At 69.7% G+C, this 15,735-nt stretch carries 18 protein-coding genes; 10 read left to right on the plus strand and 8 right to left on the minus strand.

Annotation, left to right across the window (positions count from 1 at the left end):
* The first annotated feature begins 44 nt into the window (after positions 1 to 44).
* Positions 45 to 350 carry a hypothetical protein gene (locus tag OG933_RS43430; protein ID WP_405632966.1) on the plus strand — a complete coding sequence of 102 codons (306 nt, stop codon included), beginning with the start codon at positions 45 to 47 and terminating at the stop codon, positions 348 to 350.
* 19 nt (positions 351 to 369) lie between these two features.
* On the opposite strand, the gene OG933_RS43435 is transcribed toward OG933_RS43430, so the two are convergent.
* Both OG933_RS43435 and OG933_RS43440 read right to left on the minus strand, forming a co-directional pair.
* Positions 370 to 711, minus strand: coding sequence for a DUF5713 family protein (locus tag OG933_RS43435; protein WP_142270547.1), 342 nt, complete (start codon positions 709 to 711; stop codon positions 370 to 372).
* 246 nt (positions 712 to 957) lie between these two features.
* A complete protein-coding gene (locus tag OG933_RS43440) occupies positions 958 to 1,536 on the minus strand; it encodes a YceI family protein (RefSeq protein WP_362525671.1) in 579 nt (192 codons plus the stop codon).
* A gap of 100 nt (positions 1,537 to 1,636) precedes the next feature.
* Here OG933_RS43440 and OG933_RS43445 point away from each other — a divergent pair, with 100 nt between their 5' ends.
* A complete protein-coding gene (locus OG933_RS43445; protein WP_405632970.1) occupies positions 1,637 to 2,494 on the plus strand; it encodes a helix-turn-helix domain-containing protein in 858 nt (285 codons plus the stop codon).
* 287 nt (positions 2,495 to 2,781) lie between these two features.
* Here OG933_RS43445 and OG933_RS43450 read toward each other — a convergent pair whose 3' ends face one another.
* The gene (locus OG933_RS43450; protein WP_405632973.1) at positions 2,782 to 3,744 is read right to left on the minus strand and encodes a zinc-binding dehydrogenase; all 963 of its coding nucleotides are present in this window, start codon (positions 3,742 to 3,744) and stop codon (positions 2,782 to 2,784) included.
* A gap of 166 nt (positions 3,745 to 3,910) precedes the next feature.
* On the opposite strand from OG933_RS43450, the gene OG933_RS43455 reads away from it, so the two are divergent.
* Positions 3,911 to 4,555, plus strand: a complete 645-nt coding sequence (locus OG933_RS43455) for a helix-turn-helix domain-containing protein (protein ID WP_362525662.1) — start codon at positions 3,911 to 3,913, stop codon at positions 4,553 to 4,555.
* Between the two features lie 389 nt (positions 4,556 to 4,944).
* Here the strand turns inward: OG933_RS43455 and OG933_RS43460 are convergent, their stop codons facing one another.
* Positions 4,945 to 5,196 (minus strand): acyl carrier protein, encoded by a 252-nt coding sequence (locus OG933_RS43460; RefSeq protein WP_362275533.1) that lies wholly within the window; start codon positions 5,194 to 5,196, stop codon positions 4,945 to 4,947.
* A 122-nt stretch (positions 5,197 to 5,318) separates the two neighbouring features.
* On the opposite strand from OG933_RS43460, the gene OG933_RS43465 reads away from it, so the two are divergent.
* Positions 5,319 to 5,621, plus strand: a complete 303-nt coding sequence (locus OG933_RS43465) for an acyl carrier protein (RefSeq protein ID WP_405632975.1) — start codon at positions 5,319 to 5,321, stop codon at positions 5,619 to 5,621.
* 86 nt (positions 5,622 to 5,707) lie between these two features.
* On the plus strand, positions 5,708 to 6,775 hold the full coding sequence (locus tag OG933_RS43470; RefSeq protein WP_362525656.1) for a bis-aminopropyl spermidine synthase family protein: 1,068 nt from the start codon (positions 5,708 to 5,710) through the stop codon (positions 6,773 to 6,775).
* Positions 6,776 to 6,816: 41 nt separating this feature from the next.
* Here OG933_RS43470 and OG933_RS43475 read toward each other — a convergent pair whose 3' ends face one another.
* Entirely contained in the window at positions 6,817 to 7,932 is a 1,116-nt protein-coding gene (locus tag OG933_RS43475; protein WP_405632977.1) for a BtrH N-terminal domain-containing protein, read from the minus strand.
* Between the two features lie 192 nt (positions 7,933 to 8,124).
* Here OG933_RS43475 and OG933_RS43480 point away from each other — a divergent pair, with 192 nt between their 5' ends.
* Positions 8,125 to 8,526 (plus strand): S-adenosylmethionine decarboxylase family protein, encoded by a 402-nt coding sequence (locus OG933_RS43480; protein ID WP_242432767.1) that lies wholly within the window; start codon positions 8,125 to 8,127, stop codon positions 8,524 to 8,526.
* Positions 8,527 to 8,536: 10 nt separating this feature from the next.
* On the opposite strand, the gene OG933_RS43485 is transcribed toward OG933_RS43480, so the two are convergent.
* Together OG933_RS43485 and OG933_RS43490 are read right to left on the minus strand one after the other, a co-directional pair.
* A complete protein-coding gene (locus OG933_RS43485) occupies positions 8,537 to 9,232 on the minus strand; it encodes an alpha/beta fold hydrolase (RefSeq protein WP_405632979.1) in 696 nt (231 codons plus the stop codon).
* Positions 9,233 to 9,245: 13 nt separating this feature from the next.
* A complete protein-coding gene (locus OG933_RS43490) occupies positions 9,246 to 10,319 on the minus strand; it encodes a hypothetical protein (protein WP_405632982.1) in 1,074 nt (357 codons plus the stop codon).
* 119 nt (positions 10,320 to 10,438) lie between these two features.
* Between OG933_RS43490 and OG933_RS43495 the strand changes: the two genes are divergently transcribed.
* From OG933_RS43495 to OG933_RS43510, 4 genes are read left to right on the plus strand one after another with little or no spacing between them, the layout of a single operon-like run.
* Positions 10,439 to 11,083, plus strand: a complete 645-nt coding sequence (locus OG933_RS43495; RefSeq protein ID WP_362525644.1) for a hypothetical protein — start codon at positions 10,439 to 10,441, stop codon at positions 11,081 to 11,083.
* Positions 11,080 to 11,826, plus strand: coding sequence for a 4'-phosphopantetheinyl transferase family protein (locus OG933_RS43500; RefSeq protein ID WP_405632984.1), 747 nt, complete (start codon positions 11,080 to 11,082; stop codon positions 11,824 to 11,826). Before OG933_RS43495 ends, OG933_RS43500 begins: the two co-directional genes overlap by 4 nt.
* A 56-nt stretch (positions 11,827 to 11,882) precedes the next feature.
* Complete coding sequence (locus OG933_RS43505; protein ID WP_405632987.1) at positions 11,883 to 13,625, plus strand: B12-binding domain-containing radical SAM protein; 1,743 nt, start codon at positions 11,883 to 11,885, stop codon at positions 13,623 to 13,625.
* Positions 13,622 to 14,569 carry a Gfo/Idh/MocA family oxidoreductase gene (locus tag OG933_RS43510; RefSeq protein ID WP_383477557.1) on the plus strand — a complete coding sequence of 316 codons (948 nt, stop codon included), beginning with the start codon at positions 13,622 to 13,624 and terminating at the stop codon, positions 14,567 to 14,569. Before OG933_RS43505 ends, OG933_RS43510 begins: the two co-directional genes overlap by 4 nt.
* On the opposite strand, the gene OG933_RS43515 is transcribed toward OG933_RS43510, so the two are convergent.
* Entirely contained in the window at positions 14,551 to 15,720 is a 1,170-nt protein-coding gene (locus tag OG933_RS43515; RefSeq protein WP_405632991.1) for a radical SAM protein, read from the minus strand. The two genes, OG933_RS43510 and OG933_RS43515, sit on opposite strands and share 19 nt — an antisense overlap.
* Between the last annotated feature and the right edge of the window lie 15 nt (positions 15,721 to 15,735).

Consider the following 15,735-nt stretch of genomic DNA (forward strand, 5'->3'; position numbering starts at 1 on the left):
CGGCAGGCTCGGACTCCCGCAGCCAGGTCAGGAACGAAGGCCGCATGGCGCTCGGCCGCGTGGCGCTCGGCCGCGTGGCGGGCGTCGGCGGCGCAGCGCATGGCCACGGCATCGGCGACGTCGGCGATGGAATCGGGGTCCGGGTCCTCGCGCTCGAACAGCATGCGGAGCTCCGCGTCCTCGTCCGACGGGCCGACCCGTTCGGCCCCGGTGAAGGCACGCGCGGTGTCGAAGGGCAGGACGTCGTCGCGCAGGTCACCGAGAGCGACAGCATGCGGCAGGTGCAGAGCTGTTGCCCGATCGGATACGCGGCGACTGCGCTGGGCGCAGTCCTCAACGAGGGTCTGTGACCGGCAGACGGGCCGTAGCTCACCAATTGCGGGTGGCGATCAGCTCCTCGACGTCCGCATCTGCGAACCCGTAAGCCGACGCGACAAACCAGAAGTCCTCAGCGATCTCCTCGCGAGCCACCGTCTCGATCTCGCTCCCTGCCGCCTCGAACTCCGCCTCCAGCAGGTTGAACTCCTCCGTCGCGGCTTGTGTGAGCACATATAGGGCCGCCACGTCCGACGGCTCCTCAGCCTCGATCCGCTCGCAGAGCCGCAGCAGAATCGCCTTGCCCTGGTCGACGACGTGATCGGGGAAGTACGTGTCCGCGTACAGGGGCCGCAGAAACGCCCGCCCTGCTACCTGCTCGTTGGTGATCGGCATAGCGCCCCCGAACTCGTAGATGAACCAATGCGCCGATCATGCACCAGACCACTGACAGTCGTGCTCTCCCCGGAGTCCGAGGGCAGGGGACGCCCATGGCCGTCACTCCAGGAGCGCGCAAACGGCCGCTCCAGCGGGTTGCCGACCGGCGGCGCTCGCCCTTGGCGAGGCGGGCGAGCGGCCGAAGGGTCTGCGACCCGGCGCCGCGCCCCGACCAGCCGCGGGGGACACCGAGTTCGCTCTGCGTCAGCTGCTCTGGCCCTGCGGTTCGACGAACTGCATGTCCAGCTGCACCTTGACGACGTCACTGAGGAGACCGGTCCCGAAGTCGAGCCCGAATTCGCTGCGCCGGATCTCGCCCGTGGCCTCGAAGCCGGCGTGCTTCCTCCGGTCCGCGGGGAACTCCACCGCCCCTCCGAACTCGACGGCCAAACTGACCGGCCGGGTCACGTCCCCGATGGTCAACTCCCCTTCCAGGGACCACTCCCCGTCCGTCCCGGACACCGAAGTCGACCGGAACGTCATCGTCGGCCGCTTCTCCACGTCGAGCAGATCGGCCGAGCGGGTGTGGGCGTCGCGGTCGGGGTTGCCGGTGTCGATGGAGGCCAGGGCGATCTCGGCGCTCGCCCGCACCTCGTCGAGCGTCTCACCGACGGACAGCCCGGCCTCGAAGTCCAGGAACCGACCGCGCACCTTGGCGATGCCCAGGTGCCGGATGGTGAAGTGGACCGCCGAGTGCAGGGGGTCGAGCTCCCAGTCGCCGGGGGCGAGAGGCAGAGCGGAGACGGAGGTGGTGGAGGCGTTCGCGGTGTTGTCGTAAGTCATGAATCCACCCTGCGAGTTCGGCGTCCCGGTAGGGAGACCGGGCTGAGGGTGGTAGTGACAGAGACACCCTCCGCGAAGCCACGGGCGGTACGGTCGATCGGTGAGCGACAACGAGCTGGGGACTTTCCTGCGCACCCGCCGAGAAGCCATCACTCCCGCCGAGGTGGGCCTGCCCGCGGGCGCCCGCCGCCGCACCCCCGGGCTGCGACGGGCCGAACTCGCCACCCTCGCCGGCATCAGCGTCGAGTACCTCATCCGGCTGGAACAGGGCCGCGACCGCAACCCCTCCGCCCAGGTCCTCGGCGCCCTCACCGAGGCGCTGCGGCTGTCGACGGCCGACCACCTCCTGCTCCGCCGACTGGCCAAGGAACACGGTATGGACAAGGTGCTCTGCCAGTCGGCCACCGCACCGCCGGTCCGGACCGTGCGCACCACGGTCCGGGCGCTCCTCGACCGCCTGGAGCCCGCACCGGCCGTGCTGCTCAACTGGATCGGCGACATCCTGGCCTGCACGAGGGGCTACGAGCGGTATGCCCGCCCGCTCGGCCTGCTCGACGGCGACCGGCCCAACATGGTGCGGTACGTGTTCACGGACCCCCGCGCCCGTGCGGTACACCCCGAGTGGGACCGGATCGCCGACGACCAGATCGCCTACCTGCGCAACGAGGCCTCGCTGCAAGACCCGCATGTGGCCGCACTCACCGCGGAGTTGATGGCGACAGCGGGGGCGGACTTCCGCGAGCGCCTCGCTGCCGTGCCGACCATGCCCAGCCGGTTCGGAACCGATCTCGTCGACCATCCCGAGGTGGGCCGCCTGCGGATGTCGTACGAGACCCTCGCCTTCCCGGACGAGGGACAGCGGTTGGTGGTGCACATGCCCGCCGACGAGGCCACGGGTATGGCGCTCGACCGCCTCAACGGCCGCAGACCCGGCATGTTGAGAGCGGTGAGCGGCTGAGCCTGCCGTCCGCGAGGGCGCACTCGACGTGCGGGGGTGTCGGGCGAAGTCGGTGATGACGACGACCCGGTCGGTGCTGCCGTCCTTCAGTGCCTCGTAACCCTCTGCGACGAGCCGGCCGGTGGAGGCGCAGAGCCTCTTCCCGGCCCGCGGCGAGACAGGCCTGGTGGAAGCATGGCTGTTTTGGCTGGTACAGGAGCCGAGAACCCGCCGAGACCCGCCGAGAACCCGCTGAAACCCGCTGAGGGCGCGCCGTGACCGCGGGTCCGGGCTCGGAGCGCGTCCGCTCAGGGCACGAGCACCACTCGGCCGAACACCGTGCCCGCGTCCATCGCGCGATGGGCCGACACCGCCTGGCTGAGCGGCAGCGTCCCGTGCACGACCGTACGCAGGTCCCCGCGCGCGGCATCGGCGAACTGGGACGACCGCACGGCCTGCCGGTCGGGGCCGGGCACGGTGTCGGCGCTGAAGGTGGCGAACGACAGCGACTTGCGGAAGGCGGCCATCAGCCGCGTACCGAAGTCCGCCGGGGGCTGCCCCCCGACCACCCCGACAGCCACATAGCGCCCGTTGGTGTTGAGCATCTCCAGGAAATCGGGAAGCCGGGGGCCGCCCACGATGTCGATCACCACGTCGAAGCCCCTCGGCGCGCCCGCGCCGCCCGCGCCGGAGCGGTCGAGAACCACGGTCGCGCCCAGGTCCCGCAGGCGGGCCCCACGCTGCGCCGACGAGGTGGTGACCGCCACCGCGCCCGCGCCGCCGCCTGCCGCGAGCTGGACCGCCGTGATCCCGATGCTGCCCGCGGCGCCCCGTACGAGCACCGTCTCGCCGGGCGTGAACCGCGCCCGGTCCAGGGCGAAGTGGGCGACCACGCCGGAGCCGCCGAGAGCCACCGCGTCGGCGCCGGTCAGGCCGTCGGGCAGCGGGAGGACATCGTCGACCGAGGCCACGGCCTGCTCGGCGTACCCACCGGACAGACCGGTGAACGCCCATACCCGCCGCCCGATCCACGAGGCGTCCACGCCCTCTCCCACCGCGCTGACGCTTCCCACGACCTCGCTGCCGAGGACATGTCCCTCCCGGAAGCCGTAGGCGGCGAGCGTTCCCCGGCGGATCACGGCGTCCACACCCCCCACCCCGATCGCCTCCGTGGCGATCCGTACCTGACCCGGGGCAGGTACGGGCAGGGGCAGGTCGACGACCTCCAGGCCGTCAGGGCTTCCGAATGTTTTGATGACGACGGCTTTCATCGCTGCTCCTCGAGCCGGTGGAGGTACGGGGCGCCGCTGTCGCGGCCGTGGGCGGCGGACCGGCCTCCACGGCCCGGGCACCACCGGCGGAGTGCGAGGACGAGGAGGCGGCACTGCCATCGGACCGTAACGGACGCCCCCGTCCGTTTGGCTAAAGTGAGAAACGATGACCAGTCACTTGTCTCGGACCGTTCGTGCCGACGCGCGCGACAACCGCGCCCGCATCCTGGACGCCGCCCGCGCGGTGTTCGGCGAGGAAGGCCTGGGCGCGCCCATGCGCGAGGTCGCCCGGCATGCCGGTGTCGGCCCCGCCACGCTGTACCGGCACTTCCCGGCCAAGCAGGAACTGATCGCCGAGGCCTTCGCCGACCAGCGGCGGGCCTGCCGCGCCGTCGTCCACGACGCCCTGACGGCCATGGACCCGTGGGACGGGTTCCGGAGCCTGGTCGAGCGGATCTGCGAACTCCACGCGCACAGCCGTGGATTCGCCGACGCCTTCATGACGGCCTTTCCCGAGGCCATGGACTTCGCCGCCGACCGGGAGCGGACTCTGCGCGCGGTCACCGAGCTGGCCCGTCGTGCCCAGGAGACGGGTAGGCTCCGCCCCGGCTTCGTCGTCGACGACCTGGTCCTCATGCTCATGGCCCACCGGGGCTTGCAGAACACGCCGCACGACTCCCGGGTCACGGCCTCCCGCCGATTCGCCGCCTACATGATCGAGGCGTTCCGCGCCCCGCCGGAGGCGGGACCGGCTACGCCGCTGCCGCCGGCACCGCACCTGCGGCTCGCGCACTCACCTGGCCCGCCGTGAACCGGCCCTTCGGGCGGTCCGCGGGTCCTTCCAGCCGTCCCCGGAGATATCGGTGACCTTCCTCGCTGACGCAGCGACTCCTGTCGTCCGTATCGCACGTGGCCGGGGTGCGACCTTCCGTCGAAGCCATGACGACAGATGCGAACTCGATCACGCACACGTCAACGAAGAGGCCCGCCGCTCTGGCCAGGTCAGACAGGACGTCTCGGGCGCCTGATCTCCCGTCGCGCGGTGTGCAGGCGATGGTCGGTGAGGGTGGGAAGACCTGCACCTCCTGAATGAGCCCGTCCCAGCTGGTCGACTTGACTCCGGCCGGCCGCGCCCCGGCATCGCGTCCTGTCGGCCAGGGCCGACAACCGGCCCTGGGCGAGAGCGAGTTCGCGGTGCGCTCAGGTGCGGGGGAGCCTCGACAGACTGTCCCACAGGGTCGACGGTGTCTCGAAGGTCTCCATGACCAGCATCTCGTCCGGCAGTTCCACCGAGAACCTGTCCTCCAGCTCCGCCACCAGGCCCAGCAACGTCAGCGAATCCAGGCCCAGTTCCGTCAGACTCGCGTGCGCGTCGACGGGTGTCTCCTCGTCGAGGAAGGGGAGTGACTGCCGGAGCGCGGATTCGAAGTCGCTGTAGGAAAGGTCGTTCACGGGCTGCTCCTCGATGCTGTGGGGCCTGTGGGCGACGACTGCGCCCCCGTACCGGTCAGGGTAGTCCGTACGCGATCAAGAAGGGGAGCCAGTTTCTGAAACAATCTGTTCATGTTTGGCCAATGATTTCCCCGAGCAAGTATGCCGGTGTGACGAGTCATCAGAGGAATGAATTATTCTATGACGTATCCATACTTCTGAAATCGGTCGACGATACATTCGATCCGGAACGGATCGCGCCTGACGCGCATTTACTTTCCCTCACGTTGGGATCCTTGCAGCTACTGGAGTTCCTGAATCGGCTGGAGGAGCGGTTCTTGATCTCCATTCCCGATGAGGATCTCGTCGTCGACCGCTTCTCCACCTTGGAGAAAATCGTCGCCTACGTCGCCTCGCGGCAGACAGAAGCCGGGGGCGGGAGGTGAGTACGGAGCAACACGCCGCGTGGTCCCGGGTCCTACGGAATGCGGGGCCTGACGAGGTGTGCGACCCGCGGGCCACGGTGCGCGCGGTGGCCCAGGTCGTCCAGCGCGCGTGGGGCGGCGGGCGGCTCGACGACATCGTCCGTGGCTCGATGACGGTCAACTCCGGGCTGTGGGTGCTCTCGCGGCTGTGCCGGGACGGCGTGACGCGTGTCGACCCCGACGGCACGGTGCAACGCACCGCCGGGTCCCCGGCCGCCCGCGACGACGGAGCGCCGGGGTTGGTCGACCTCACGCTCGCCGACGGGCTCGTCGACTGGGATGTCCTGGCCGAGGTCCTGGCTCGGCGAACCTACGCACCGGACCCGGAGCTGCACCAGAGCTTCGACACCTTCGCCTCGTTGCGGCGACGGCTCGCGGTCATGGACTACTACGACGACCTCGACGGCCGGACGGTGCTGCAACTCGGCGACGACGAGATGTTCGGCGTGGCCATCGGGCTGGCGGACGGTGTGCGGCATGTGCATGTCGCGGACACCGACGAGCGGGTGCTCAGGTCGATCGGGGACGAAGCGGACCGGCTCGCGCTGGGCCTCACCACGCACGTCGTCGACGTACGCCACGACCGGCCGGAACTCCCCGGCGTGGACACGTTCTTCGTGAGCGGGCTGAAGGATCCCGGTGGTCTCTTCCTGTTCGTGGCGACCGCCGTGTCGACCGTGTCAGGAGCGGGCGCGGTCGGCTATGTCAGTTTTGATCTCGACGTGTACCGGGCCGGCAGCGGTTCCGGCCAGGGCGAGGAGCCGGCGCAGCGGGAGGTGCTGCGAATGTTCGACCGGCTCGACTGCACCGTCACCGCTCTCCTGCCCGGCGACGACGGGCTGTTGGAGGACTCGGTCCTGGCGGACCTGGGCGAGGCCACTCGGGGCGCGGCGCGACATGACGCCTCCCCGACGGAGCTCGGGGCGCAGCTGCGGAGACTGATCGCCCAGCGGCCCGCCGGTGCCGACCTGTTGCTCTACCAACCCGGGTTTCCGCACGCCCAGCTCAGGCCCATCTCGCTCGCCCGTATCGAGACCGGCCCGGCGAGCAGGCGGCTGGCGAACCGCTACCTCGGGTTCCTCCAGAGCGCGGTGCCGGCCGCGGGCGGCAGCTGAAAACCGTCTGCCACGACGTGACTCCGGACGGACCGAGCGCATCAGGCTCCGTCGATGCAGGTAGGGTCGGCGGACTGTCGGCCCGGCTCGGCAAGGGATTCCCGCAGCCTCGCGTTCCACTCCTTTTCCAGGGTCACTGTCTCGGTGATGAGATCGGCGATGCGCTGTACTGCCACGGATCCCTTGCGGAAGCGCAGGAAGAAATAGTTCCGGGTCATTTCCCAGCGCCGGGAGAGGGCTTCCGCGTCGGCGGCCCGCTGGATCAGCGGCGGGAGTGCACAGGTCTCGGCGGCTGCCCGCAGGAAGCGCGCGTTCAGGGCGCGTTGGCTGGCCAACTCGCCGAACCAGGCGCTGACCTCGATCGTCCCCACAGGGCTGAGCGAGGCGAAGGCGTCCGGGGTGGCGCGCAGTTCGTCAGCGCACGCGGTGGCCAGATCCGCGCCGGCGGAAAAGTGCGCGTTCCCCGCGACGGCGGAGCGGAACCGCTCCTGTCTTGTCTCCTCTCGCCTCTCCTCGTGTGTCTCCTTCTGTGCCGCCTCGTGTGCTTCCCCGGGTTCGAGCGGGCCGGTCTTCACGACCGCCGTGCGGTTCCGCCAGTCGGGGTCGCCCCTGCGGGCTTCGCCGAGCGCGTCCGAGGACATGGCGGTGAACAGCGTGTTGCTGTCCATGAAACCGTCGAAGAGGGACCCCTGATAGCGGTCGACGATCCTCAATACGCCGTCATTCTCAACGCCGTTGCCGCCCTCGGGACGGATCACTATCCGGTGTGAATGGTGCTGCTGGCCGTGGAACGAGCTGTGAGGGACGTGGAAGGTATCCACCCAGGCGATCACCGGATTCCCGTCCGACAGCTGAGCCCGGATGTATTCCTCGGCTCGTCGCGAATTGGGGTGATGAATATGATCGATGGTGAGGCCGTACCATTCGCTCAGGATCTCCTCGGGCGTCCGACGGTGGATCCCGATCTGTTCAACGGGCCATTCGGATTCGACAGTGTCCGTCCTGCGGTGGTATCCCCAGTGATCTCCCAGAACGCTCGGATCGTGACCGAGCCAGGCCGCCGTGATGCCGAAGGTCGCCGAAATGCAGTCAAGTGCCAGGAAATCCCGGTCCGATGCGCCTTGCCGCTCCAAGAACCCCGCTCCTTCGTTGTCCATCGCCGTCCGCAGTTTTCCGGCCAATCCGACGTGACCTCCCGCGATACCCTTGACGCAGGGTGCCCGGGAGCCTTAGAGCGCGCCGGATGCTACGCTGCGCCCCGCCGGGCCGTCGGTGAACCGGCCTCGCCGACCTTCCACTTCAGCCGTCAGACCAGCACATACCTATCTGAAAGGAGACGGGGGCGAGCGTTGAGCGGCCTCCGGTTCCCCATGACCAACTCCAGCAGTCCCGCCACCGAGGAAATAAACGTCGACGATCTGTGCTCGTACGCAGTCGACGTATGGGTGAGCGACCACAGCATCCTGACCGACGAGCAGCGCCTCCTCAAGGTCCTGCGCACGGCCGCCGAGAAGGGGAACGCCACGGTACTCGGTGAGTCCTCGCACATCTTCCCGAACGGCGCCGTCACCGCCATCCTCCTTCTCTCCGCCTCGCACCTGAGCATCCACACCTGGCCGGAATTCAGCCTCGCCAACATCGACCTGCTCGCGTACGGCCGCCTGAACGGCGAACGGATGATGCAGAGCGTCGAGTTGGGACTCTCGCCCACGAGGATCAACGTGACGCGCATGCTGCGCGCGGTGCACTGACCCGCACCGTTCACAGCCACCCCGACAGCGAGGTGAGGAACGCGTCGAAGCTGTCCCGGTGGATCGCGTGCGTGGCGTCCGGCACGGTCCGCACCTCGAACCCCCGCCGTGTCAGCTCCGCCCGCATCTCCCCGCTCACCAGCGTGCTCGGCTCCGCCGCCTGGACGAGGGAGCGGACGACCGGCTTCTCCGGAGTGTGATCGGTGGCGCGGTACGCGGAGAGGGCGAGCGCGGACCTCTCGTCCCAGGCGTCCAGCGCCGCCAGCTCGGCCGCTATCTCCCGCTCTCCCCACTGCGGGCGCAGACTCTTGATCAGCAGCCGAGGGGCGCGCTTGAAGAGGGTGAAGACGGCCGGGTCGAGGGTGCCGTCCGGGCCACCGAGCCGCCAGGCGGGCTCCGAGTAGACGGCACGCTCCGGCTCCAGTTCCGACACGGCGAGAACCAGGGCCAGGGCGCCGAGCGAATGGCCCAGCGCCAGCTCCGGGCCGCGCGGGAGTGTCTCCAGCAGGTCCTGTGCGAACAGATGCGGCGCGTATACGCCCCGGCCACTGCCGCCGTGCCCGCGCAGGTCCACGGCGAGGACACGGTAGCCCCTGCCGGTCAGGACCGGGACCAGCTCGTGCCAGGTGCGGTGGTCGGCCATGAGGCCGTGGACGAGGACGGCGACACGGTCGCCGGTGCCCCACTCCCGTGTGTGCAGTCGCATGCCGCGCCCGCCCTCACCCGGCCGCGGCGGCTTCCTCCGCCGCCGCGGCCGCCAACTCACCGAATGCGTCGGCGGATTCCGGCAGCACCCACAGGCGTTCCGCCCACCCCGGCGCGCCGAGCTGCCGGCCGTGCCGGACGATCCGCTTCGAGACCGCCTCCAGTACCTGGAGCCGGTAGGGCCACAGCGCCTCGTGCTTGGTGCGTACCGCCGCCTCCGACGCCGGGATCAGCACGGGGACCGGCGCGACCTGCTCGGGGCCGACCGCGAGGCGGCCGGCTTCGGCCGTGGCGTCGGCGAACAGCGAGTACGGCATGTCCTCGTAGAACGCGACCCGTTCGGGCTCCAGCGTCTTGTGGGCGATCAGGTGCAGCGCGGCCTGCCGGGTCAGGACGTGGTCGACGTGCCCGCCCACGGCCAGCGGCAGGAGCACCGGGCCACCGCCCGCCACCTCGGTGGCCAGGTCCGCGGCGACGCGCTCGAACAGCTCCGGCTCCGTCGCACGGGCCGTGTCCACCGACTCCGGCCCGAGGAAGTAGCCGTCCCGCCAGGCGGGGCGGTCGGCTGCATCCATGTGCCCGAGCACGGTCAGCTCCGCGCCCAGTACCCCACACGCCACGTGCTCCTCTGCCAACAGCAGGCGCGAGGCGAGCGCGGGGCGGCTCCGATAGTGAGGACGGCGCGTCCACGTCTCGTGCGAGAACACGTCCACCACCCGGCCGCCGAACCGGGCGAGCAGTGCGCCCAGGGCGAGTTGGGCGTCGTCCGGATGGGGAGACAGAACGGTCAGGGCGCGTGACGGCTGCGAGCGGGGCCGCGGAGCGGCGACCACCAGACCCGCCGTATGCCAGTCGGCGATCAACTCCCTTTCCTGGGAAGGCCAGGAGCGGTACGGCCGGGTGCCGTCGCATGCGTGCCACAGCTCCGTGGCCGACAAGGGGAAGAGGGCCGGATCGACCGACTCGCCGAGGAACCGTACCCCGGCACCGTCGAACTCGGTGTGCGGCAGCCGAATCGGCCGGTCGTCCGCCAGGAGTGCGTGCGTCGTGCGCCGGACCAAGGGGGCGGGGGAAGGGCGCTCTGGCATGCGCAGGAGTGTAGACCAAGGGTCGATCATGGAACTATGGGAAGGAGAAAGAGAGTTAGAGCACGCGACAGGTCTGTGATCCACTCTGTGATCCGCACGCGACGAGAGGCTCGAACAGCATGTACGTACTCGCCCAGGGACTTGCTGCGCCGGAAGCCACCCGTCTGCGAGAGGCCTGTGAGCGCACCGGACTGCCGCTGAAGGAGCCGGCGGCGCAGGACCGGCGGGAGTTGGCCGCGCACGTCGCCGACGACCTTCTCGTCGCCTTCGTGGCCGCCGAGGCGGACGGCTCGGCGCCGCTCGAACTGCGCGAGATCACCCGCGAAGGCGCCTACGCGGTCCTCGTACAGTCGGCGCCGACCGCCAAGGGCACACTGGCGGCGGTCCGTTCGGGCGCGGGCTTCGTCATGGCCGCGCCGCTCGGCGTCGAACGCCTCGTGTCCTTCCTGACCTACCTGCGGGACGTCGCCGCCCCCGCGTCCGCCCAGATCCTCGACCTGGACGAGACCGGCGCGCTCACCACACCGTCCGCGTCCGTGCGGCTGTCGGACGCCGAGGCCAAGGCGCTGCGCGCGCTCGCCGACCGCCGGGCCGTCATCGTCCCCCGGCCCGACCTGCTGCGGCTGACCGGCGAGGACCCGCGGGACGTCATCGAGTCGCTGCGGGCCCGGTTCCGGGAGGTCGGTTCGGGCGCCCAGATCCTCAAGGTGCCGCACATGGGGTTCCGGCTGGTCGGGGAAGTGCGGCTGAAGGCCGGCGCGTGACAGCGGCGGTCCTGCCTCCGCGCCCGGTGCAGGTGTGGTGGGCCCGCCTGGCCGACGCCCACCCGGACCTGGTGGGACTGCTCGATCCCGTGGAACGCGGCCGCTACGAGGCCACGGCCGACCCCGGCAACAGGCGCCGGTTCCTCGCGGGCTGCGCGGTCAGCCGGGTGGTGCTCGGCGAACTGCTGGACCTGCTGCCCGCCGACGTGCCCCTGCGGCGCGTGTGCGGGCGCTGCGGCGGGCCGCACGGCAAGGTCACGCTCGACGTGCCGACCGGGAGCGTCCACGGGGACGTCCGCTTCTCCGTCTCGCACAGCGGGGATGTGATCGGGTTCGCCGTCTGCCGCGGCGCGGACGTCGGGCTCGACGTCGAGGACGGCGCCGGCACCGATGTGGAGAAGGTGGCCCCCCGTGTCCTCGCCGACACGGAACTGGCCGCTCTGCAGGCCCGCCCGGCGGCCGAACGGCAGGCGGCCTTTCTGCGCTACTGGACGCGCAAGGAGTCCGTGCTGAAGGCGATCGGCGTCGGTTTGCGTGTTCCGCTGCGCCGACTCGAGGTGTCGGATCCCAAGGTGGCACCGGTCGTGTTGAGTTGGCCTGAAGAGATGGATACCCGTCAAGAAGTGCGTATGGCGGATACGGTGGTTGACACGACGCACCCCGCGTCGGTCTCGGTGACGGGAACAACCGAAGTGACACTCGTACGGCACGACACGTCGGCGATGCTCCGGGCGTGGCAATAACTCCGTTTATTCTGCATCGACTTCGTTTACGGACCACGGGGAAGGGTTAGGGTCAGATGTCGGACGTCGTGTTGTTGACCCCGCGTGAGATAGCCACGGGGGCACTCAGCCTGAACAACCAGAACGTGACCGTCACCGACGAGGAGTACGTCCAACTCGACCCGGCGCTACGGATTTTCTACGAGAAGGTCCGGGAGAATCTGGGCCTGGCCTGCATCACCGGATATCTGCGCAACGCCGGACACTCCGTCACATCCCTGAATTTGCACGGCCGTACGCCCAGCGACGATGCCATCATCGAGCTCATCCGCCGTGAGCGCCCCCGCTTCGTCGGCATCAGCATCATGTACGACCTGCACATCATCGATGCCATCCGGCTCATCCGGTGCGCGCGGATCGCCGACCCGGACGTCTTCATCGCCATCGGCGGCGCCTTCTGCACCTACAACGCCAAGCTCATCGCCGAGCAGGTACCCGAGGCCGACTGTGTCACCTTCGGCGAGGGTGAGCTGACGGTCGTCGGGATCATGGACCGGCTGACCGCCGGGACCGACTGGCGGGAGACGCCCGGGCTGTTCTACCGCGACGGCGACCGGGTGCGCAGCAGCGGCATGCCCGTGCTGCCGGACCTCGGCAACCTCGTCTGGCCGGCCCGTGACGTGCTTCAGTACCACAAGGCGGCTGGCATCGCGACGCCCGTGGCCTCCACGTTCACCAGCCGAGGGTGCCACGCCAAGTGCACCTTCTGCTACGCGCCCCGCCAGCCCGGAGTGGTGGACGGCTTCTGGCGGATGCGGCCGCCCGGTGACGTCGTCGACGAGATCGAGTACCTGCAAAGGGAGTTCGGGACCCGTTTCATCTGGTTCAACGACGACAACTTCGGTGGGGCGTTCGGCGACGGCTTCGCGCACGCCGTCGAGTTCGCCGAGACCGTACTCAGCCGTGGTCTGAAGTTCCAGTTCCACTGTGAGTTCCGGGTCGACTCCGGGCTGATCGACCACGAGGCTCTCGACCTGCTGCACCGGGCGGGGCTCTCGTCCGCGCTGCTGGGCATCGAGTCCGGGTCTCCCGGCATGCTGCGGCGGTTCAAGAAGGGCACCACGGTGGCCTACAACCTGGACGCGGCCCGCATGTTCAAGCGCAAGGGCCTCGGCCTCGACCCCGGCTGGATCATGATCGAGCCGAAGACCACCATCGACGAACTCTGGGAGAACCTCGAGTTCATCGTGGCCGCTCGGATCCACGAGGCGGACAACCCGTTCTTCCTTATCAACCGCGCCATCGCGCTGCGCGGCACCGAGATGTACGACAAGATCGAGGAGCCGCTGCCGCTGGCCGACATCGAAGGCCTGGAGGGCGACGCCTACGAGATCCTGCGCACCGCTCGCCGTGACTACCGCGTGCCGGACCCCCGCGTCGAGGCCCTGTGGAGCGCGTGGAGCGAGGTCGGCGAGGAGATCAGCGACCGCAAGGAGAACGTCCTGCCGTTCATCGCCCAGAAGATCGCCCTGGGCGCCCGCCGGCTACGGGGGACGGAGCACAATCCGCGCGCTTTCCTCAGCCGCCTGCGGGCCTGGCGCAACGGGCTGCCGGAGCTGTTCCTCGCCTTCATGAACTACGGACTCGTCCTCGCCGAGACCGACCCGCCCGACCTCGCCACCCGGCTCACCGCCGACCTGCGGGACCTGGTGGCCGACTACGACGCCGAGCACCTCGGCGAGTCCTTCCAGGAATTCGGCGAGCGGGTGGAGCGCGTCTGCGGCGCCGAGGCCCTCGTCGCGGCGGGAGTGGGCCGATGACCCTGCGCTACGGAGTGGTCGGCTGTGGTCGCGTCTTCCAGCGCTATCACCTGCCCGTTGTCACCGACCACGAGGACTACACCCTCGTCGCCGCCTGCGACACCGACGCCGACAGTGCTCGCTCGGTCCTCGGCGCGGCGGCCGACGGCGTCCTGGTCACCACCAGCCTGGAGGAGTTCCTCACGGTCGGCAGGCCGGACGTGGTGGCGGTGTGCACCCCCAACGACGCCCACACCGAGCCCGTGCTCGCGGCACTCGCGGCCGGGGCGCACGTCCTGTGCGAGAAGCCGCTGGCCGCCGACGTGGCCGAGGCACGCGACCTGGCGCGGGCGGCCGGTGCCGACCGGCTCGCGGTCAACCTGCCCTACCGCTTCCACGAGCTGGTGCCGGCCTTCCTGAAGGCGCTTCCCGAGGGCCCCTGTGAGATCACCCTGACCTTCACCACCGCCGGCCAGCGGCTGTGGCGGCCGGTGACGAACTGGTACGGCGACGCGGCGCGGGCCGGCGGCGGGGCACTGGTCGACCTCGGCGCGCATGCCCTGGACCTGCTGATCACCGTCTTCGGGCGGCCCCGCCCGGTCTCCTGCCGGGTCGACGCGGCAGGGGTGGAGGAGCGGGTCGTGGCCGACCTGGAGTTCCCGGCAGGTCATGCGACGCTGCGCATCGACCGCCGCAGCCGGGTCATGGGCCTCACCCTGGAGGCCACCGCCGCCAGTGGCGAGAGCACCGTGCTGGACCTGCGACGCGGCGAGGTGCGCAGCGCCGCGGGCACGGTCACGGCCGAGGACCGCCGGCCCGAGCTGGCGGCGATCCGCGGCTTCCTCGATACGGTGGCGGGCCGGGCCCGGGGCCGCGTGGTGGCCCCGGCGCAGGCGTTGGAGGTGCAGGAACTCATCGTGGCGCTGTACGCCGAAGCAGAGTGCGATCAGGAACTGACGCTCTGAGCGACGCCCTGGCCGGTTGCGGGGGCGTCGGATATGACCGGCCGGAAGGTCTCCTTCAGCTCCCGCAGCCGGGCGCGTGAGCGCTCGCCCGAGTACAGGTGCGTCGCGCCGATCTCCTCTTCCGTGATCCGGTCGAGGAAGAACAGGTTGATGACGTCGGACGGTGTGGCGCAGGTCTTGCAGAAGCTGAACCGCGGCCGGTCGTGCATGAACAGGTCGTAGTGCTGGTGCGAGCCGTACTGGTCGAGGAGCAGCTTGCGGTCCTGTGCCAGGTTGCCCATGGGTTTGACCCAGGCGTGCGGGCATGCGGAGACATCGCCCTGGCCGAAGAGCTGGGCCATGGTCGCCGTGACGAAACAGCCGAGGGTGCGCACGTTCGTCTTGAGCTGTTCGGCCATGTGCTCGACGTAGGCGCGCGGCGGCAGGACGTCCACGAACTCGTCGTAGCGCTCCACCAGCGGCATCAGGTGGTCGCCGGGCGGCGGGCCCATCCGCTCGGCGGTGTCGCCGCGTACGGGGAAGAAGTACAGCGTGGTGCTGCCCGCGACCTCGTCGCGCAGGTACTGGGCGAACTCCAGCTGGCCCGCGTAGTTGGCGTCGGTGAGCACCGACTGGATGTCGATGCGCAGCCCGGCCTCGGCCGCCGCGTGGAGACTGCGCATGATGACGTCGTGCAGCTTCGCCTGCTTCGGGGGCAGGCGGTGCCGGTTCAGCTCAAGGGTGTGTCCGTCCAGGGAGATGTTCAGCTGGACGTTGCCCATCGCGGCGAGGGCCTCGATGCGCCGTTCGTTGAGGAACACACCGTTGGTGATGACCTGGACGGTCTCGTAGCGGCGGCTGGCCTCCTGGACGAACTCGGTGGACCCCTTCAGCCAGAAGAACTCACCGCCGGACAGCCGCAGAATGGGCGCGTCCACGTGCTCGTGGTACATGTCCAGTATCTCGTGCCAGTCCTGACGGCGATCGGTGGTGAGCCGCAGCCGTGCGTCCGGCACGTTCATGAGGAGGTTGTACTCCTCGGTGAGGCAGTAGGAACAGCGCATTTGGCAGAGTTGTTCCTCGATGACCATGTCGTTCATCAGGAAGGGGAGTCGACCGCCTTCGGCCGCCGAGGCGGTGAGTGCGGTACGAAACTTTTCCTTAAGGCGCATGAAAGTCCCCGTTTT

Source organism: Streptomyces sp. NBC_00016 (assembly GCF_045040885.1).
Lineage (GTDB): Bacteria > Actinomycetota > Actinomycetes > Streptomycetales > Streptomycetaceae > Streptomyces > Streptomyces coriariae.